This window comes from Heyndrickxia oleronia (assembly GCF_017809215.1).
Classification (GTDB): Bacteria; Bacillota; Bacilli; order Bacillales; family Bacillaceae_C; genus Heyndrickxia; species Heyndrickxia oleronia.
Genome location: NZ_CP065424.1, coordinates 4,834,300 through 4,855,340, shown reverse-complemented (window position 1 = coordinate 4,855,340; position 21,041 = coordinate 4,834,300). Strand labels below are relative to the sequence as shown.

The 21,041-nt window shown below is 35.1% G+C and carries 18 protein-coding genes and 1 other annotated feature; of the genes, 11 read left to right on the top strand and 7 right to left on the bottom strand.

All coding sequences use genetic code 11. From position 1 onward, the window contains the following. Positions 1 to 18: 18 nt before the first annotated feature. From I5818_RS24330 to I5818_RS24320, 3 genes are all read right to left on the bottom strand, one after another. A complete protein-coding gene (locus tag I5818_RS24330; protein WP_139358045.1) occupies positions 19 to 1,674 on the bottom strand; it encodes an alkaline phosphatase in 1,656 nt (551 codons plus the stop codon). A 116-nt stretch (positions 1,675 to 1,790) separates the two neighbouring features. Next, on the bottom strand, positions 1,791 to 3,005 hold the full coding sequence (locus I5818_RS24325; protein WP_078109319.1) for an efflux RND transporter periplasmic adaptor subunit: 1,215 nt from the start codon (positions 3,003 to 3,005) through the stop codon (positions 1,791 to 1,793). Between the two features lie 14 nt (positions 3,006 to 3,019). Beyond that, positions 3,020 to 3,679, bottom strand: coding sequence for a hypothetical protein (locus tag I5818_RS24320; protein ID WP_058005296.1), 660 nt, complete (start codon positions 3,677 to 3,679; stop codon positions 3,020 to 3,022). Positions 3,680 to 3,837: 158 nt separating this feature from the next. Between I5818_RS24320 and I5818_RS24315 the strand changes: the two genes are divergently transcribed. The 9 genes from I5818_RS24315 (at position 3,838) to argS (ending at position 13,430) form a co-directional block, all read left to right on the top strand. Beyond that, complete coding sequence (locus tag I5818_RS24315; protein ID WP_235813375.1) at positions 3,838 to 4,872, top strand: nitronate monooxygenase; 1,035 nt, start codon at positions 3,838 to 3,840, stop codon at positions 4,870 to 4,872. A 312-nt stretch (positions 4,873 to 5,184) separates the two neighbouring features. After that, positions 5,185 to 5,808 (top strand): YhbD family protein, encoded by a 624-nt coding sequence (locus tag I5818_RS24310; RefSeq protein WP_078109318.1) that lies wholly within the window; start codon positions 5,185 to 5,187, stop codon positions 5,806 to 5,808. A 16-nt stretch (positions 5,809 to 5,824) separates the two neighbouring features. After that, the gene (locus tag I5818_RS24305; RefSeq protein WP_058005299.1) at positions 5,825 to 6,541 is read left to right on the top strand and encodes a polymer-forming cytoskeletal protein; all 717 of its coding nucleotides are present in this window, start codon (positions 5,825 to 5,827) and stop codon (positions 6,539 to 6,541) included. A gap of 29 nt (positions 6,542 to 6,570) precedes the next feature. Further along, entirely contained in the window at positions 6,571 to 7,275 is a 705-nt protein-coding gene (locus I5818_RS24300; protein ID WP_058005300.1) for a hypothetical protein, read from the top strand. Between the two features lie 18 nt (positions 7,276 to 7,293). After that, positions 7,294 to 8,817: an MDR family MFS transporter gene (locus tag I5818_RS24295; protein WP_078109317.1), complete on the top strand. Its 1,524-nt coding sequence runs from the start codon at positions 7,294 to 7,296 to the stop codon at positions 8,815 to 8,817. A gap of 95 nt (positions 8,818 to 8,912) precedes the next feature. Beyond that, on the top strand, positions 8,913 to 9,062 hold the full coding sequence (locus tag I5818_RS24290; RefSeq protein WP_169792996.1) for an Lmo0850 family protein: 150 nt from the start codon (positions 8,913 to 8,915) through the stop codon (positions 9,060 to 9,062). A gap of 310 nt (positions 9,063 to 9,372) precedes the next feature. Then, complete coding sequence (locus I5818_RS24285) at positions 9,373 to 10,356, top strand: ABC transporter ATP-binding protein (protein WP_058005302.1); 984 nt, start codon at positions 9,373 to 9,375, stop codon at positions 10,354 to 10,356. Further along, the gene (locus I5818_RS24280) at positions 10,334 to 11,107 is read left to right on the top strand and encodes an ABC transporter permease (RefSeq protein WP_078110895.1); all 774 of its coding nucleotides are present in this window, start codon (positions 10,334 to 10,336) and stop codon (positions 11,105 to 11,107) included. The genes I5818_RS24285 and I5818_RS24280 overlap by 23 nt, the downstream gene beginning before the upstream one ends. 65 nt (positions 11,108 to 11,172) lie before the next feature. Then, positions 11,173 to 11,386, top strand: a binding site (T-box leader). A 358-nt stretch (positions 11,387 to 11,744) separates the two neighbouring features. Further along, a complete protein-coding gene (gene argS, locus I5818_RS24275; RefSeq protein WP_078110896.1) occupies positions 11,745 to 13,430 on the top strand; it encodes an arginine--tRNA ligase in 1,686 nt (561 codons plus the stop codon). 33 nt (positions 13,431 to 13,463) lie between these two features. Here the strand turns inward: argS and I5818_RS24270 are convergent, their stop codons facing one another. The 4 genes from I5818_RS24270 to I5818_RS24255 all read right to left on the bottom strand — a co-directional run bounded on the left by I5818_RS24270 (position 13,464) and on the right by I5818_RS24255 (position 18,482). Next, the gene (locus I5818_RS24270; RefSeq protein ID WP_078110897.1) at positions 13,464 to 14,822 is read right to left on the bottom strand and encodes a hemolysin family protein; all 1,359 of its coding nucleotides are present in this window, start codon (positions 14,820 to 14,822) and stop codon (positions 13,464 to 13,466) included. Between the two features lie 45 nt (positions 14,823 to 14,867). Then, on the bottom strand, positions 14,868 to 15,269 hold the full coding sequence (locus I5818_RS26325) for a MerR family transcriptional regulator (protein WP_058005306.1): 402 nt from the start codon (positions 15,267 to 15,269) through the stop codon (positions 14,868 to 14,870). A gap of 625 nt (positions 15,270 to 15,894) precedes the next feature. Beyond that, complete coding sequence (locus I5818_RS24260) at positions 15,895 to 17,079, bottom strand: FtsW/RodA/SpoVE family cell cycle protein (RefSeq protein ID WP_058005307.1); 1,185 nt, start codon at positions 17,077 to 17,079, stop codon at positions 15,895 to 15,897. A gap of 107 nt (positions 17,080 to 17,186) precedes the next feature. Beyond that, the gene (locus I5818_RS24255) at positions 17,187 to 18,482 is read right to left on the bottom strand and encodes a hemolysin family protein (protein ID WP_058005329.1); all 1,296 of its coding nucleotides are present in this window, start codon (positions 18,480 to 18,482) and stop codon (positions 17,187 to 17,189) included. Between the two features lie 304 nt (positions 18,483 to 18,786). Here I5818_RS24255 and I5818_RS24250 point away from each other — a divergent pair, with 304 nt between their 5' ends. Both I5818_RS24250 and I5818_RS24245 read left to right on the top strand, forming a co-directional pair. Then, positions 18,787 to 19,554 (top strand): hypothetical protein, encoded by a 768-nt coding sequence (locus tag I5818_RS24250; protein WP_078110900.1) that lies wholly within the window; start codon positions 18,787 to 18,789, stop codon positions 19,552 to 19,554. A 422-nt stretch (positions 19,555 to 19,976) separates the two neighbouring features. Next, entirely contained in the window at positions 19,977 to 21,041 is a 1,065-nt protein-coding gene (locus tag I5818_RS24245) for a D-alanine--D-alanine ligase (RefSeq protein ID WP_078110898.1), read from the top strand.

Here is a 21,041-nt window from a genome sequence, read left to right as displayed (position 1 = left end):
ATACATTCTCTTTATGGTTTAGGATGAGGGAGTGGGCCCCGCACCTTTTTGCTTTTCTAAAATACTGATCCAGAACTTATTTCCGTTACAAATAGTAATTCCATCTAATTCTACAACATTTTCATTGAAAACTTTAATATTTTTGTTTGCAGGGTATTTGATTGTTTCATTATTTTTTTTAGCAATAAATACAGGATTTTCTTTATTAGAGCGATCGATTTTAGTAAGATATCCTTTTTGTTCATAATAGTCCGCGGCATCAACAAAAAGAAGTTTGTTTAGCTTTTGAAAGGACTCAACCTGTAGGAAAGAAGCGATTATTTTTGGAATTTCTGTATTGTTAATTAATCCTGTGGGTTTATTTGGTCCATATGCATATAAGAATACATCTTCACCAGTATGTCCCTTAGTAGTAAAGCCTAAATTTGCCCGTTTGGCTAATTGGTTAGCCATTTCATCTTCAAGATTCTTGGCTGTTTTTAATCGCTTATAATCTTGCTTTGAAAGTGGGTTTAAGCCATAATCTTGTGCTATTTTCTTTAAGTTTGATTGATCCTTTTTCAAGCGGGAAATGGAGCCTGCTAAAGTAAATTTAGCTTTTTTTAATGGACCAATAAATTTTGACACAGGCATTTTATAATAAGAATGATTCGTATTAGTGTTTCCCATCGTCAGCCCGCTATTTCCGTGATCCGTTACCGCAATTAAAAGGGTATTCTGATCTCTTTTTGCAAAATCCAAAGCTGCTTTAACTGCTGAATCAAAGGATAGAACTTCACTTATCATCCCAACTGGATCATTTTTATGAGCTGCCCAGTCTATTTTACTCCCTTCTATAAAGAGAAAGAAGCCGTTGGGGTCTTTTGATAATACATTGATCGCTTTTTTCGTCATTTGTGCTAATGAAGGTTGCTGAGGAGCTAAACGTTTGCGGTCAAACTCATATGCAATATCCTCTGTAGCAAAGGTACCCCAAATTTTAGAACTGGATACGGAATTGAGCTGTTTTTTTGTTTCGATGTATTGATATCCTTTCTTTTTTAGTATTTGAATTAAATTTTCTCCATCTTTTCGATACAGTGGAAGTGTTGACCCTATTCCAGATAAGTGTTGTGGTAAACTACTCGGGTTCGTTGATTTTGGAAGAAGGGCCATCTTGCCTCCGCCTAATACAACATCCATGTCTTGATAAACCTGTTGTTCTGCAATGTCATCATAATCATTTCTTGAGTTAGAATGCGCCGAAAATGCTGCAGGTGTTGCATGTTGAATAGGGGATGTAGCAACAATTCCTGTGGCCATTCCTTTCTGTTTCGCTGCTTCCAGTATAGTGGAAGTTGGACGTGCAATAGAGCCTATTTCTCGATCCATATAAGGTATCATACCAATCATATCCTCGACAGTTTTTTTACTTGTGGACATTGCAGTTGCCGCAGCTGCTGAGTCAGTAATACCGGATCGTAAGGAGTACGTTTGTACACCGCCTACAAGAATACTGTCAAGCGCAAGTGGATGACCTTTAAACCAGCGAGATAATGTAATTACATCTGAATTGGTTCCATCCATGACCATAAATATCACTTTTTTAGGAGTTTGTTCACTTGCTCTTGCGAAGAATGGTGATGAATAGAAGAGTAGCGATAATAAAGATAATACCGATAGCAATATTTTCATAAGGTGCCACCTCATCCGTTTTATTCTTTAGCTTTTGAGGTTGGCGCTAAAATATTCTTTTATGATGCCATATGTTAAAAAGAATAAGAGCGCCATCTTTTTCAGCGCTCTTATTCTTATTTTTGCAATAAACCAATCAGTATATATTTAACCGAGGATTTTAATCCAACTGTTTTTATTGCTTGCTTATCTATTTTAGTGATTTTTAGAGACGTAATAAATTCCCCAGGTTTCTTAATTTGATGCGGTTTTGTGATATATAAGTCACCAATATTTGCTCCATCTTTAATTTGTTGGTTTTTATCAACTTGCAATCCTTTTTGAATTTCCTTTTTCTTGACTTGACCATGGTCTAATGACCAAATAAATTCTTTATTTTTCTGATGGACTACGCTATTTTTTTGTATAACCTTAGCATCTTTTATTTCTTTTGTAATAATGTTCGATTTTACATGGTAGCCAACTTGTAATTTAGGATTGGGTTTATCTAAAGCTATTTCGTAAGGATAAACTGATTGTTTATCAACATCTGGATCATTCTTTGGAGTAGTTCCTACTTTTTCTATGACTCCCTTCATTTTACCTTTTATTAGATGGGTGGTAGTTAGCGTCTGCATCCCACTTTTCACTTTTGACTGCTGTTGTTCTGATAAATACCCTTGAATAATAGGTTGCGATGAAACGATAGTAATGACCGGATTATTTAAATCATAGGCTACCTTTTTAACGATCCCTGCTGTATCACTAACGATAGTTAAATTCGATGCTTCATCATTATAACCTGATTTTTGATCATTGTATTGATCGATACGCTGTTCGAGCTTTTCTTTTGTAAGTTCCTTATCGTTTATCTCCAGTTTAATGGAGTAGGACGCTGTTTTTGGTACTACTTGAATTTGATCATCCTTCTGTTCTGAGGCTTTTTCGTCTATTTCAGCAGACGATAGCATTGCCTCTAGGTTCTGGATGGATGCATCAATACTTTCTATTTCCTTTTCTAAACGTTCAATTTCTGCATCAAGCAATTTTTGCTGCTTTTCTATAGTAGAAGTAGAGTATTCGAACAAAGGGGTTCCTGTCTCTACTACGTCGCCTTCCTTTACTAAAAACTGATTAAAACCTGCCTCTTTATCTATATATACATGATGTGTTTCAGAAGGAATAACTACCCCATTACTTGAGAATGATTGTACTAAGCTCTCTTTTTTTACCATATCCCACTTTGGAACGAAGTGTAATTGAGCTACTTTACTATCTTTTTTTTCTAGTAAAAATAGGTTTATTCCTATGAAAATAATTGCAAGAGCAAGAAGATATGGCCATTTTTTCATGATCTTCACCAACCTTATAATAAGCGATAGAAATCCATATAAGTAAGTAATGCAGAAATTCCCCAAAATAATAGATTGATAATGAATACTATTGCAAATAACGGTAAACGTTTCATTTCAGACAGTACTCTCAATCCCGTAAATTGAATATACATTCCCCAGATTTTAAAGATAGAAATACAGCCAAATAAGGCAATAAGAAAAGGTATCTTCGTAATATATTGTCCAATGATCCCGAAAGAAAGTGGAGAGGAATACCAATCCAAATGAAGCAATAGTAACAAGGGGATGTAGGTTATTTGCTCAATTAAGAGGATGAACAGGACAAATACCTGTAGAACAACTAGCTTATACAATGATACTTCTGTCATCATATTGAATAATAATGCTGGTACAAATAATATGCAGGAGGCATATGCTATTCCTGATAGTAATTTTCCTATAATAAATAGAGCTTTATGCCATTCGTAAATATTTCTAGGATCTAATGTTAATGTAGTTGAAATTGAAGAAGAACCAATTCCATAGTATCCTTGAACGGCGAAAATGACTGTGCTAAGGAAAAACAGTAATAGTATTCTCCATTTTAGGCTATAAATGGTTTCAGCTTTTTGGAGTTGATAGAAAGTCGTAGCTGGTTTGAATAAATGAAAAATTCGAGATTGATAGACCATAAATGAACCTCCGATAGGTAGAATATCTACCATTATTCTAGCTTACTTTACATAAATATTCCATTACTTCTAAAAAATAAGCTAAAAGAAGGAGAAATTGCTCGAAAAGTGTAAGATATGTAATAAACTCAATACTTTTAAATAAGGGGATGGACGTGATGCATGAGTGGATGAAAAGAATATCTGTTAAATATCCTATTGTACAAGCACCAATGGCAGGAGGAATAACTACACCGCAATTAGTTGCTGCTGTATCGAATGAAGGTGCTTTAGGAATGATAGGAGCGGGTTATTTGAATGCGGATCAGACAAGGCAAATAATACGTGAAGTAAAAAGTTTAACTACTAATCCATTTGGAATCAATTTATTTGTTCCGGAACAATGTGTTGCTACCGATGAAGAAATACGGATGGCGGATAAGCATTTGCGAATCTATCGAGAGGAATTAAAGATTCACGATTTGGGCAAATTCACCAAGCCAAAACAAGCATATGAAGAACAGATAAGGATTATCTTAGAGGAGGAGGTACCTGTATGCAGCTTTACATTTGGTCTTCCAACTGAATCTATTGTTAAGAAATTAAAAGAAAAAGATATCTTGTTAATCGGTACGGCTACTACAGTGAAAGAGGCACAAGCCATTGAAGCTGTTGGATTAGATATTGTGGTAGCTCAAGGAAGCGAAGCAGGAGGTCATCGTGGTTCGTTTTTAGAAAGCCCAGAGAAAAGTGGAATTGGACTTATGTCTTTAATCCCTCAAATTAATGATCATGTGACTATTCCGGTTATTGCTGCTGGAGGAATTATGGATAAAAGAGGTTTGAAGGCAGCTACATGTTTAGGTGCTCAAGGAGTACAAATGGGAACAGCATTTCTTACTTGTAAGGAAAGTGGCGCTCATCCACAGCATAAAAAAGCGATTATTCAGACTACAGAGGATGAAACGGTCCTTACCTCTGTTTTTTCTGGAAAGTATGCAAGAGGAGTATACAACCATTTTATTCAAGAAATGAGCAAGAAAAAAGATGCACTATTATGTTATCCTTATCAAAATGAACTAACAAAGGATATCCGAAGAGCTGCTGGAGAACAAAACAATCCTGAATTTATGTCACTTTGGTCAGGGCAAAGCCCGAGACTAAGCAAGGAAGAAACTGTTGCAGAGCTTATTCAGAGGATGGTAAATGACTAAATATAATATAAAGGTAATAGAATAAAACAGTGTAACAGTCTTTTATGAAGGCTGTTTTTCTTTGGCTTTTTTTGATAGTCTGTTGCTTCTGTAAAAGCCCAACTGCCTGCTTTTAAACTCAATAAAGGATACAGAGACATTATGGAGTCTGTAGGTTTTTCTAAGATTTTTTGAGTTAAGTATACATAGTTAGATTCATTTAACCATGTGATATTACCTGAATTTAAATTGGGTTAAAAATTTATATAAAAAATTATTGTCAAACGTAACAGTGTTATGTTACATTGTTTTCATGAAAGGAGTCGTTAAACAATGAGTCAAGATTTAATTTCGAAAAAAGACTTATTAGACATGACTGGAATATCTTATGGACAGTTATACAGATGGAAGCGGAAAAATCTAATCCCAGAGGAATGGTTTATTCGAAAATCAACCTTTACTGGGCAGGAAACCTTTTTTCCGAAGGAGAGAATTCTTGAAAGAATTGAAAAAATTCAACTGATGAAGGAAAATCTTTCTCTAGATGAGCTGGCAGATGTATTTTCTCCTGATCTTACAAAGTTAAGTCTTGATGAAGATGAAATGATTAAACGAGGTATTGCTTCAAAACTGGTCATAGACTTTTTTATAGATAACATGGGTCAAATGAAGGAGTTTTCATTTGAACATACGATAACTATTTATATTCTTGAAAAGCTGTTGGAATCTGGAGAGATTAATCTTGACGAAGGGAAAATCGTTTTGCAGGTATTAACAGATTATTATTTAAAAGTAGATCCTAAAACAGCAGAGCTCATATTTATTCGCAAATTTGGAATGTCTTCATGCTTTTTAGCTTCAAATAGTGATGCACTTTACTTTGAAAGTGGGACCAAAATGGTATCTCGCCTTTCGTTATCTAGTTGTTTAGAGGAATTAAAATCAAAATGGATCTAACTTGGAGGGGCAAAAGATGGGTGTTGAAAAAAAGGATTTAATCATTAATGGTTTTGGAAGTTCAAGCGGGGGGAGCTTTGATGAGGTTAGTGTAAATGGGAAGGGGACCGTTGTAGGTGATATTGAGTGCAATAAATACGATTGTAATGGTCTTGGCAATGTAAATGGAAACGTAACTGCTGATCGAGTACAAATAAATGGTAAAGGTAAAATCAATGGAAATTTAGTGGGCAGAGATATAACGGTAGATGGTCATAGCACTTTAGGTGGAGATGTTACTTACGAATCTTTTAGGATCTCTGGAAGCTGTTCAATCGGTGGGATGGTTAAAGGAGAACGTCTTAAAATAAATGGAAAGGCTACTATTGGAGGAGATTGTGAGACGGAGGAATTCGTATCGGAAGGAATTTTTAAAATTGGTGGCCTATTAAATGCAGAAGATATTGACATTACTTTATATGGAGAATGTATGGCAAAAGAAATAGGCGGACAATCGATAAGGGTTAGGCAGAAATCGTATGGTTTGATAAAAATCTTTAAAACTCTCTTTCCCTCACGATTAGTGGCAACAGTCATCGAAGGAGATGACATTTATCTAGAAGGTGTTCGAGCGAAAATAGTAAGGGGTAATAATGTTGTGATAGGGAAGGACTGTGAGATTGATTTAGTTGAATATTTCGAGGACTTTACCAATACAAAAGGGTCCAAAGTGAAAGAACATACGAAACTGTAATCAATGAAAATAGGAAGTGGGGAGAAGAAATGGAACAAAGGAACATCAATATATTTGGATCAGGAAGTAGTGGAGGCGGACATTTTGACAAGGTCAAGATTAAAGGCGATGGATCGATTACTGATGATATAGAATGCCTTCAATTTAAAGTTCATGGCAATGGTTCATTATTAGGTAACGTGAAGGCACAGGCATTTGCAGCATATGGCACTGTTGAACTGCATCAAAATATAAAATCAGAGATTATTAAAGTTTATGGATCGATGGATGTAGCTGGAGATATTTCTGGTGTGAAAATTTCCATTCGTGGGACTGGGGATGTAGCTGGAAATATACTTGGTGAACAGCTCGATGTAAAAGGAGGCATATCAGTTAAAGGTAACTGTGAGGTAGAAAACCTACAATTGGATGGTGGATTTGAAATTGATGGTCTATTAAATGCTGAAAAAGTCAATATTGGTATGAAATTTGGAGACAATCGAGTGTCAGAAATAGGCGGTGAAACGATTTCTATAAAGAGAAGGTCAACGTTTCTTGGGATAGGAAAAGGTGAGGGGACTCTATCAACTGAATTAGTAGAAGGTGATCATATTTATCTAGAGTACACAACTGCCAAAGTTGTGAGGGGGAAAAGTGTCGAATTAGGACCCGGCTGCAATATTGAATTGGTTGAGTATAAAGAGAGTCTTAAACAGCATAAATCAACAGAAGTAAAAGAGAACAGATTGCTATAAAAACAAGGAGTTGAATGTATGGTAAATAAAAATAGTAAATTAGGATTTGTCGTAGCAGGTCTATTATTAGGTATACTCATGGCTTCGATGGATAATACCATAGTTGTTACTGCAATGGGAACCATTGTCGGTGATTTAGATGGTATAGACAGTTTTGTATGGGTGGTATCTGCTTATATGGTAGCTGAGATGGCGGGAATGCCTATTTTTGGAAAGCTATCAGACATGTTTGGTAGGAAACGATTCTTTATTATGGGCTTAATAATATTTATGTTAGGTTCCATTCTGTGTGCAACAGCTGGAAGTATTACGCAATTAAGCATTTATCGTGCTATTCAAGGGATAGGTGGAGGTGCATTGGTGCCCATTGCCTTTACGATCGTCTTTGATATATTTCCACCAGAAAAACGGGGGAAAATGGGAGGTTTATTTGGTGCAGTTTTTGGCCTTTCCAGCATTTTTGGTCCATTAATTGGTGCTTATATTACAGATTATATTAGTTGGCATTGGGTGTTTCTGATTAACCTTCCATTAGGTATCTTAGCTTTAGTATTTGTCATAGTATTTTATCAGGAATCAAAGCTACATGTACAACAAAAAATAGACTGGTGGGGTGCCATTACCCTTGTTGGTGCTGTTGTTTGCTTGATGTTTGCCCTAGAACTTGGTGGTAAAAAGTATGACTGGGATTCATCGACGATTATAAGCTTGTTTGCTGGGTTTGTTGTATTAGCATCCATCTTTATCTTGATTGAAAGAAAGGCATCTGAACCGATTATATCTTTTCCGATGTTTCAAAAAAGATTGTTTGCTGGTAGTACAATCGTAGCCTTATTTTATGGTGCAGCATTTATGGCAGCAACTGTGTATATTCCTATTTTCGTGCAAGGTGTGTACGGAGGAAGTGCAACCAATTCAGGTTTAATTCTCCTTCCAATGATGCTGGGTTCTGTTGTTACAGCCCAAATAGGGGGATTTCTAACAACAAAAATGCGTTATAGAAATATTATGTTCCTTTCAGGGGCGATTATGATCATTGGTATTTTATTATTAACAACCTTAACACCGGAGACAAAAAGATACATGTTAACTCTTTATATGATTATTCTAGGATTAGGTGTTGGTTTTTCTTTTTCTGTCCTACAAATGGCTGCCATTCATAGCTTTGGAATGGAGCAACGGGGTTCGGCAACATCGACAAGTAACTTTGTTCGTTCTTTAGGAATGACGATCGGAATAACGGTTTTTGGTATGATACAAAATCATGTATTTACGAATAAAATGGAAGTTGCATTCGGAAATATGGGTCCAATGCCTACTGGTACTTCAATAGATCCTAATGCAATTCTAGCAGCAGATGCAAGGAGCCAGATGCCAGCAGAGATTCTTGAGAAAATAACAACCAGTCTATCGTCATCAATTGTTCAAACCTTTATGTGGGCATTAGTCCCTGCTGTTCTTGCTTTTATTTTCATTTTCCTAATGAGTAAAGAAAAGATGGTGTATCATACAGAATCAGATGTAGAAATGGTTAAGAATTAAACAAAAAAATATTAAAATTTTTTGAAATCAATATACATCGCAGTTTGTTTAGGGTAAAATATGAGGAGATGTTATATTTGAAGAGGTGATCTTCCTTGAAAAGAGATCATGATCAATTAAAGAAAGTCATTGCAAACTTTGCGGAAATTGGGGTAAAGCTTTCAAAAACGAAATCCCGACTAGAAATCTTCAAAGTGCTGGGCGAAGTTAAAAACATCCCTAAATATCCGAAATTACATCATTAAGATAAGATAAACTAGACAAGATTGTCTAGTTTATTTTTTTTGTTCTTAATTCATTCATTTAGCTTGTAGACTGTTCCCACTCATTTCACTAAAAACTTCATAATGACTGCTACTTTTATTGAAACAATAAATGAGAACAGCATTTTTTAATTAAGTCATTCTAAGCGTGTTAGTCCTTGAGAAAATGATAGTTTGGCTGGCTTTTATAAATGTAAAGAAGGTCTGATGGAAATTCCGCCTCTGGATGGAAAACATTTGAAAATAATATTGTATAATAAATACAGAAAATTCAATCTGGAGGGGTGCGGGAATGGAATATATTATCGATATTCAAAATCTTAAAAAGAGTTATAAGAAGAGAAAGTCGAATGAAATTATTGAGGCTGTGAAAGGTATATCTTTACAGGTTAAGAAGGGAGAAGTTATTGGCCTATTAGGACCAAATGGAGCAGGAAAAACAACGACGATCAAAATGATGTGTGGTCTGTTATTACCGAATGAAGGATCAGTAATTATTAATGGAATAAATATGGCAAAGAATCGTTTGAAAGCACTTCGACATATTTCAGCTGTATTAGAAGGAAATAGAAATTTATATTGGCGATTAACGGTACGAGAAAACATGGAATATTTCTCGGGAAATCGAGGAATGTCGAAAAAGGAGATATCAGCACGGATTGATGACTTGTTAGATCGACTAAATTTAACAGAAAAGTCGAATGAGATGGTTAATTCATTATCAAGAGGGATGCAACAGAAACTATCTATAGCGATTGCAATTTTATCAGATACAGAAATTATTTTTCTTGATGAACCAACATTAGGATTAGATGTTGAAATTAGTTATGAAATTAGAAAATTATTAAAGGAAATCGCAAAGGATTATAATAAAACAATTCTACTTAGCTCACATGATATGCCTGTTGTGCAGGAGATTTGTGAAAGGGTAATTATTATTAACAAAGGTAGAATTGTTACGGATGATAGTGTAAGTAATTTACTCTCATTATTTGATACGAAGGCATATTCATTTACATTAGGAGCTACATTACCTGAAGAGGATCTTAATAAAGTAAAAGAGCAATTTATTGTACATACAGATACAAATGAAAATGGTCAATCAATTATTACGGTAACCATTCAACACAGTGATGATTTTTACAAGGTGATTGAAATATTTAAAAACAGAAATATAGCGATAGAAAAAATTGACCGTTCTATCATCGACTTTGAACAGGTCTTTATGAAAATTGTTAAGGGGGAGTTCAGTGATGAAGTGGCTGTATCTGTTTAAAGCGAATTTCCGAAGGGAGTATATTTATTTAAAAAGATATTTACCGAATACAATTAGTGAATTAATTACTTTTTATGCGATATTCTTATTTTTGTTTTTTGGTATACAAATTGTAGGTGATCCATCCACTGTAGAAGTGAATGTACAAAATACAATTGTTAACTATTTATTTTGGTTTTTAGCTATGATGGTGATGCAGGGAATTGGTTGGAGTATTATGAATGAAGCACAATTAGGAACTCTTGAACAGCTTTATATGTCGCCGATGGGAGCATGGAAAATTTTACTTTCACGGATTGTTTCAACAACAATCATTCAGTTGATCATGATTATTATTCTCCTGTATTTATCGATGTTAACGACAAATACATGGCTGAACGTAGATGTATTATCCATTATTCCGATATTGATCTTGACATTGGTAAGTATGATCGGCGTAAGCTTTATGATTGCTGGATTAGCGATCATTTTTAAGCAAATTGGTTCCTTTCTGCAAATTTTTCAATTTATCTTAATGGGACTAACCTTTGCTCCAGTTTCAAGTATGCCATTTTTAGTCTTTCTGCCAGTAGTTAAGGGAGTAGATATGTCGAGAGGAATAATGATCCATAATTATGGATTAGGAGATTTTTCATTAGGAGACTATACAGCTTTAATTGTTAACGCAGTAGTCTATCTAATTATTGGTATCGCAGTTTTCAAACGATGTGAAAGAACAGCTATGATAAAAGGAGTATTGGGGCAGCATTAATTCAATAAATTTAAAAAACTTCTTGCATTATAAGTATTAACCATGTAATATTTAATAAAATTTCAAAAAAATCAGTGATGAAGAGAGTAGTTTATCGCAATTCAATTAGCGAACTGGGGATGGTGGGAGCCTAGTATGAATCGATAAATGAAGCGCACTTCTGAGATGCTAATTCGAATACGTATTAAAGTAGAGTTAGTCGGGAGCTCCCGTTATAAGGTAAAGTGGTCGGTAATTTGAACAAGTAGAGTGGTACCGCGGGTTTAGCTCGTCTCTTATTTTATAAGAGGCGAGCTTTTTTATCGTTAATATTTTCTATCCCGAGAAAAAGTCCGTGCTGAACGGGTGGTAATCAAAGAGAGGGAATGAAACCCGAAAGGAGCTCTAGCTGATTGCAAGGTAACCAAAGAGGGTGAATGAATCCCAAGAAGGACCGTCGCCGGAATGCACAGTAACCAAAGGGAGTGAATGAAACCCGAGAACTTGGGAAACATCGATTCATATAGGTTGCCTCCTTCAAATCACTGAGAACTGAGCTGTAAATTTCAAATGAAGCCTATATTAGGTGTAAAAGCTGCAGTAGATCTTCTTTTACAGAAGCAACAATTAAAAGTCGTAAGAAAAAGGAGGAATCTTTATGGATTTAAAAGCATTATTCTCAACTAAGTTAAGTGAAGTTTTAAAAGGAAGTTTAACTACTAAAGAAATCTATAGCCTGATCGAAACACCAAAAAATGATGAGCATGGAGATCTGGCATTTCCCTGTTTTCAACTGGCTAAAATACAAAAGATCTCACCGATCGAAATCGCCAAACAACTTGCTTCTCAAATAAATGATACAGTGTTTTCAAAAATCGATGCTGTAGGGCCTTATGTAAATATATTTTTCTCTAAAAAAGAGTTAGGGAAAGCTATAATAAACCCGATTCTTCATCAAGAACAGAATTATGGTAGTAGTGAAATTGGTAAGGAAAAGACGGTTGTACTCGATTTGTCATCGCCAAATATTGCTAAGCCATTTTCGATGGGCCATTTGCGTTCAACTGTTATTGGCAATGCTATAGCGAATCTAGCGAAAAAGTGTGGATACCGAACGGTGAAAATTAATCATATCGGAGACTGGGGAACTCAATTTGGAAAATTGATTGTGGCGTATCATAGGTGGGGAAACGAGGAGGCAGTTGCTGCTAATCCTATTGGTGAATTGTTTCATCTATATGTGCGATTCCATCAAGAAGCTGAGAAGAATCCATACCTAGAGGATGAGGGTAGAGCAGCTTTCAAAAAGTTAGAAAATGGAGATAGTGAATATTTAAAGCTTTGGGAATCGTTCCGTAATGAATCCCTACGTGCATTTAAATCGATTTATGATCTACTAAGTATAGAATTTGATTCTTTTCAAGGAGAAGCCTTCTATAATGACAAGATGGATGAAATTGTTCAAATGTTAAAGGAGCAAAGCTTGCTTGAATTGTCTGATGGTGCAGAAGTAGTACGACTTGATGAACAACAAATACCTCCATGCCTTATCAAAAAATCAGATGGAGCTACACTTTATGCGACAAGAGATTTAGCAGCTGCTCTTTTTCGTCAAAGGGAATATAAATTTGATGAGGCCTTGTATATCGTTGGACAGGAACAGACTATTCATTTTCAACAAGTAAAAGGTGTGTTGAAAAAGCTAGGTTATGTTTGGGCAGAGCAAATGGAGCATATCCCCTTTGGATTAATCCTGCAACATGGAAAGAAAATGTCAACTAGAAAGGGGAGAGTGATTCTACTAGAGGATGTATTGAATGAAGCAATTAAGCTGGCTAAAAAGAATATAGTAGAGAAAAATCCTGGAATTCATAATCCAGATGAGGTAGCAAATGCAGTGGGAGTTGGAGCGGTTATTTTCCATGACCTTAAGAACGATCGGATGAATAATATAGAGTTCTCCCTTAGAGATATGCTTACATTCGAAGGGGAAACAGGTCCATATGTACAGTATACAAACGCAAGAGCTCATTCTATTTTAAGAAAATATAAAGGCACAGATGTTTGTTTCGAAGGTTTAGATGATGATGAAAGCTGGGATGTTCTAAAATTGTTAAATGAATTTCCAAGGATCATTGAAAGGTCCTATAAACAGTACGCTCCATCTATTTTAGCCAAATATTTAATTCATGTAAGTCAAGCCTTTAATAAATACTACGGGAAGATTCGAATATTAGCGGAGGATGAACATTTACAATCGAGAGTATCGATCGTAAAGGCTGTTACAATAGTTTTAACAGAAGGTCTTCAATTATTAGGTATGAAAGCACCGAAAGAAATGTAAAAAAAAGAGGGTGACGATTAGTCACCCTAACTTTTATATTGATGCCGCTTCAGAATTTGTAATCGGAAGCTGTTTTGGAAGCTTCATGTCTTGTGCGAGCTTTTTTTTCACCTCAACATATTTAACATGTAAATCTTCCATCTCTTTGATGATAAAATCAAAGTTCTCATATTCGATGATGTCCCCTTGTTTGGCTTCGTAATTCTCTGTTAATACCCATCCGCCAATTGTATCAATATCTTCATCATTTATATTCGTACCAAGGAGATCATTAACTTCTGAGACTAATACTTTTGAATCAATAATATAGTGATTTTCTTTTATTTTACGAACAAGTGGTACCTCATCCATATCGAATTCATCGCGGATTTCACCAACAATTTCTTCGATGATATCTTCTACCGTAACAAGTCCTGATGTCCCACCATATTCATCGATTAATACGGCCATATGAATGCGTTCTTTTTGCATCATTAATAGTAACTCTTGAATAGGAATTGTATCAATTACACGTATAATTGGGCGAATATATGAATTAAGCGTCGACTTATTTCGATCCGAATCACTAAGTAAATCCGTTAGTAATTCCTTCGCATTCACCATTCCAATTATATGATCCTTATCCCCATCAATGACAGGGTAGCGTGTAAAGCGTTCCTCACGAATCGTTTGTAGCAGCTCATCAAAAGAATCTTCTTTTGAAAGAGATGTAATTTCTGTACGTGGGACCATAATTTCCTTCGCAATTCGATTATCGAATTCAAATATTTTATTTACATATTTAAACTCAGATTGGTTAATTTCACCGCTCTTGTAGCTCTCAGAAACAATTATTCTTAATTCTTCTTCAGTATGGGCTAACTCATTCTCGTTAACTATTTTAAGACCAAATAATCTTGTTACAAGTCGAGAAGAAGTATTTAAAAGCCATACGAATGGGTAAAGAATACGATGAATTAAGATAAGTGGTCGAGACGTTAATAAACTAATGGTTTCAGCCTTCTGAATCGCCACTGTTTTAGGCGCTAATTCACCTACGACTACATGAACAAACGTAATTAGTAGAAATGCGAGAATGGTTGAAATTACATGTACAGATGGGCCGGTAATATGAATAAAAGAAAATACTGGCATTAACAGATGAGAAACCGTTTTCTCCCCAATCCATCCTAAAACTAAGGAAAGGATTGTAATTCCTAGCTGAACGGTAGATAAGTATTCATCTAAGTTAGAAAGTATTTTCTTAGCTGCAAGAGCCCTCTTATTTCCTTCTTCAACAAGCTGATCAATTCGTGTACTTCTTACCTTTACAATTGCAAATTCCGATGCAACAAAGAATGCGGAAAGTGCTATGATTATAAAAACAAGCACAAGCCTAAATATGTCGTCCAAATAAGTTTACCTATCCCGTAAGTAAAACGAGATAGGAGTCACCTCCTATTTTGTTAATAGATTTATAGATTGTTGTAAACATGTACTTTCTGATAGAAGTCTTTTGTAAAAAGTTTCCTTTTCCTCTTGGCTCAATTTTTCAAGCACTGAAATTAAATCGGATAAGTCACTATTTAATTGTTTCATTTGATGATAGACAAAATCAAGGCGTTGTGTAAGCAACTTCTCATCTAGTGTCCTTCCCTTTTTTATTTCAAGTTTTTTTCGAATCGTATCAAGGGGTAGGGACAGCTTCTTACAATCTTCTATAAACTTTAAGTCATCTAGTGCTTCTGTTTCATAAATTCGATAATTAGACTTTGAGCGATTCGCCCGCAAAAGACCAATACTAGTATAATAATCGATTGTTCTTTTTGAAACATTTGCTAAAGATGCTAATTCGCCAATACGATATACAGCCCCATCCGATCACCCCTTCATATAAGTAATTAATACTATTATAAAAAAAACAAACCGTACAGTCAAACGTGATACTTTTTTTGAAGTCTTATCATACTTTATTTTATGGGGGGAATTTGTACAGTATTCTTGCTTCTTTCCTATTGTTTACGCATAGTTGTTGCTTTTGTAAAAATCAACCTGCCGGCTTTTATACCTAGGTCATCAATCGCTCATAAAGGTTCCCGTGTCGCCGGAATTTCCGTCTTCAAAGTAATCAATCGCCCCCAAAGGTACCCGTGTCGTCGGAATTTCCTTCTTTAGGGTAATCAATGGCTCACAAAGGTACCCGTGCCGTCGGGATTTCCTTCTTTAGGGTAATCAATGGCTTATAAAGGTTCCCGTGCTGCCGCGAATTTCTTCTATAAGGAAATCAATCGCCCCCAAAGGTACCCGTGCCGCCGGGATTTCCTTCTTTAGGGTAATTATTGGCTCATAAAGGTTCCCGTGTCGCCGGAATTTCCGTCTTCAAAGTAATCAATCGCCCTCTTTAAGTACCGCTTATTGATACAAACTGTCCGCTTAAATAGCAACAATGTTTTAAAATAACCCCTTCTATCAAAAAAGGTAACATTTAGTTATCCGATGAAAACATATATTCTCTATGATAAAAACGAATACTAAAAATTAAGCCAATTGCTAGCATATTCCCCATTAATGAGCTGCCTCCATAGCTAATAAAAGGAAGAGGAATTCCTGTGATAGGGAGTACCTGAATACTCATTCCAATATTTTCAAATACGTGAAAGGCAATCATACAAATGATCCCTGCACAAACATATGAATTAAATGGATCTTTTGTTTGTAATGCCGTTTTTGTTAAATGATAAATTAGGACGAAAAATAAACAGATAACAACACTTGCACCTACAAATCCAAATTCCTCTGCTACGATACTAAATACAAAATCTGTATGCCTTTCTGGTAAATAGACCTCTTTTCCTAAAAAGCCCTTTCCGGTAATTTCTCCTGAACCAATTGCTGTCATCGCTCGAATCAAATGATATCCGTCTCCTTCAGGATCAATTGAGGGGTCGAGCCAAATATAAATGCGACTAAATTGATAGGCTTTGACACCTAAATATTTTTTTAACAAATCCGGCGCAAAGACAACTAAGTATAATATCGTTCCTCCAATAGATATAACAGAGGCGTATAGTGGGACAATAATCTTCCATGTTATTCCTGAGATTAAGATTAGACCTGAGGCGATTGCCATCATTACTAGGCTTGTACCGAGGTCATTATGTAAAACTAATCCAATTGGAAGAAGGGAGGCTATGCCGATCTTTAGTAGTAGGTAGAAATCAGTTTTAGCTGTTTTTATCGTATTTTTTTCATGGTGAGATGCGATGATATTACTTAGTGTTAAAATTAAAAAGATTTTCATGAATTCTGAAGGCTGGATTAAGCCTAATTTAGGAATTTGATACCAGCTAGCTGCACCGTTTCGTTCCGCAACTATACAGCCTTGCTGACAATGGGGAAGAACAATAAGTCCTAAAAGTAACATAATCCCGAAACCATACAAAATCCAAGATAATTTTCTATATTGACTTGGATCGAATAATAATGAAAAACCAATGACCCCAGCTCCAATGATATACCACATAGCCTGTGATTTAACAAAGTTTGCTCCATATTGATTATCTGTTTGTGCACTGTAAATTGACACAGAACTGACGATAAAAAATAGGAATAAAAGCAATACTAATGTCCAATCAATTTTATCTATTAATTTATTTTGTTGATTCTTCAAATTAATTTCACCTAATTTCTCCTAACACATCCATTTATTATTAAGACGATTAAATAGAGAAAAGGTTTCCTTTTTCTAAAAGGATAAGCTTTTTTAAGTAAATAACTTTACTGATTTTTTTTAACTTCTACATATTGAACATGAGATTCCTCCATATCTGATACGATAAATTGAAAGTTCTCTAGCTCAATGATGTCTCCTTTGCGTAAATCATATTTTTTAGTCAATAGCCATCCACCGATAGTATCAATTTCTTCATCATATATATGTGTCCCTAGAAGGTCATTAACATCCTCCACTAATACTTTTGCATCAAAAATAAAATGGTTTTCATTAATTTTTCGGATAACTGGAATTTCGTCTGAATCAAACTCATCACGAATTTCACCAACAATTTCTTCAAGAATATCCTCCACAGTTACTAGGCCAGCTGTTCCTCCGTATTCATCTAGAAGAATAACCATATGTGTACGGTCTTTTTGTATTTTTGCTAAAAGCCCCTTGATTGGAACAGTTTCGATGACCCTTGGTACTGGTTTTATGTATTTTTCAATCGGATTATTTTCAAGGCATTCGTTGAAAATACAATCTGTTAAGATTTCCTTAATATTAACAATCCCAATAATGTTATCTTTGTCCCCATTTGTCACAGGATACCTTGTGAATTTTTCAATTTTGACGATCTCTAATATTTCATCTATTGTAGAATCCTTTTCCAATGTGACCATTTCAGTACGAGGTACCATAATTTCTTTGGCAATTCGATTATCAAACTCAAAAATATTATTGACATACTTATATTCCGATTGGTTTATTTCTCCACTTTTGAGACTTTCAGAGAGTATGATTCTTAATTCTTCTTCAGATGGAGCTAATTCATTTCCTGAAGCTGGTTCTAAACCAACTAATTTCGTAACTAAGCGAGAAGATTGATTTAATGCCCAAATAAACGGGAACATAATACGGTTGAACCAAACCAATGGTTTCGCAACGATTAAGGTTATTGCTTCAGTTTTTTGAATAGCATACGATTTTGGAGCTAATTCTCCTAAAACTACATGAAAAAATGTAATAAGTGCAAAGGAAAGAATAAATGAAAGAACGCTGGCTAGAGAAGCTGGGATATTGATTGTTTCAAATATCGGCTTTAGTAACACCTGCACAGTAGGTTCACCAAGCCATCCTAAGATTAAGGAAGTAACTGTAATCCCTAATTGAATAGCTGATAGATAACTGTCTAAATTTGAAATCACCTTTTTAACTGTAAGGGCGGAAATGTTGCCCTCTGCAACTAATTGATCAATTCTCGACGTACGCACACGAACGATAGCGAATTCGGAGGCAACAAAGAAAGCTGTAATTGCGATGAGAATAATAATGATAATAAGATTTAGTATAGGCATAATATGAGGATTCCGTAACATGCGGTAGCCTCATTTCACCTCCTAGTTTGGCGTATATTAGACTTTTATCCTGTTATGGTTTGATTAAAACCTTTGCTTTTCTATGTAATATTCCCGAAATATTAAAGAATACTATAAATCATAAAGAACTGATCCAAAGAAAATTTCAAAAATATGAGGATTTATTTTATGAATTTGGTAAAATAAGAATATAAAAATGGATGGAAGAACAGTTTCAACATTGAAGCTGTTTTTTTACGTATCCCTAGGTGATGAGGAGATACATTTTTCGGAGGGAACCCAATTGAAAAATCATATTGCGAATCTGGGAGTCATCTATGCACATATGAATCATGTCGACCATTATGTTTTAACATATGGAATCGAATTTCATGAATTTTGCCAAGCTTTTCCGGACTTATCCAACCTTCTTTTGCTTCGTCATCGTTATGAGGACGGAAACTTTAATCTTCATACATTACTTGAATATGTAGATGCTGATTCCATTAAGCGGCTTATAGAAGATAATGTAGCTGCATATGGTGATTTCTGTTGGATTGATTTTGATGATGAGGAAGCCTTGAATAGGTTAGATGGACAGGAAATAGCTGAATTACTTTATTTAGGACATATTAAAAATCATTTGCGCATTCCATTTTACCGTAAGTTGAACAATCGTTTTGCTTATTTGTCTCATGAGGACGGCTGGCTAAATAAAACATATTATCGCACGATGGATGATTTTTATATAACTTTAGGAAGTTCAATTTCCATGAAGTTAAATGATAAGGGAGAAAAGACGTTTTTTGGCCGAAGGAAAAGGAAAGAAATTCCTGAGATTCCAGTAGAAATTCTTTATCCTTTCATTGAAGAGATGAAAGAAGGAATGATTATTTCGATTGAAAAAGCTGTACATACTAGAACCTCTGTAGAGATTCCAATCTGGGTTATCGGTGATTTTTATGATATGGAAGAAATGTATGAAGAGTATAAGGAAATACACGATCGCCCATTAGATGGAAAAATTGTTTTTGATCGCAAGGAGAAAGAATGGAAAGCTTATGTTAAATAAGAGCTGTCATTCTCTTTAACGTATCAAAATGTATAAGTATTAACATCATCTAAAATCATTTACGAGTTTAGACTTAGTTTAGCTCTAGCGTCTATCGACTAAAGTATCTACGCTACGATAAGTTAACATCGACTCTTCGATGTATTTCTTTTATCTTTTATCGAGGATACGAAGGTGAAATTAGCACTTCAAATTTTACTCGTCGTATGTCGATGAACAAGGCGTCTTCTGCTTTTTTGCCCATTGACTATAATATGGTCAATGGGTTTACTTATTTTTTTCTTTAAGCTAATATTATTACCGTCTAATAAGGTTTTAGGCACAGATAAAGACTTTTTTCATAAGATGAAATAGGCATTTATCATGAATTTTTATAAAATTAGCCTTTATAATATAGTATCTAATGATGATGGGGGATTAACATGAAAACCAAACTTTGTTTACTTTATGGTGGTAAGTCAGCGGAACATGAAGTGTCATTACAAACAGCTAAGGCAGTCATTCAAGCTCTGGATCTCGAGAAATTTGAGATTGATCCAATTTTTATTAATGCAGAAGGGAACTGGATTAAAGGACCACAAATTGTTGGACCTGTAGAAAACGTAAAAGCTTTAGCATTTTCTGATGGTCAAGAAATGGTTCCAAACGCCCTATCTACATCATTAGGTGAAAATACTGGATATGACGTTATCTTTCCTTTACTACATGGACCAAATGGAGAGGATGGCACAGTACAAGGAATGCTAGAATTATTGAACCTCCCATATGTAGGGAATGGAGTACTTGCATCCGCTGCTGGTATGGATAAAGTCATTATGAAGAACTTATTCGCTCAAGCAGGACTTGATCAAGTGAAATATGTTTCGTTTATTCGTAGCTCTTGGGATCATAATAATGAGGAAGCTTACAGAAAAGTTGAAGCAGAATTAGGGTACCCGTGTTTTGTTAAACCGGCTAACCTAGGTTCAAGTGTTGGAATTAGTAAATGTACGAATCGTAAGGAGCTAGAAAATGCATTCATTGAAGCATTTCAATTTGATAGAAAAGTGATCGTGGAGGAAGGCATTATTGCAAGGGAAATTGAATTAGGTGTTCTTGGCAATGATAACCCTGAATGCTCGTTGCCGGGAGAAATTGTTGCTAAAAAGGATTTTTATGATTATAAGGCGAAGTACGGCGATGAAGAAACAGCCTTGATTATACCTGCAGAGGTTTCTACTCATGTGTATGAAGAATTAAAGAGTATGGCGATAACAGCTTTTAAAGCACTAGATTGTTCAGGTTTAGTCCGTGCAGATTTCTTTGTTACGAGAGAGAATAGAGTTCTTATAAATGAAGTAAATACGATGCCAGGATTTACACCTTTTAGTATGTTTCCTTTATTGTGGAAACATACAGGAGTAGACTATCCAGAGCTAATTGAACGATTAATACAGCTTGCTATAGAACGCCATGAGGATAAACAAAAGATCAAGCATAGCTTTTAA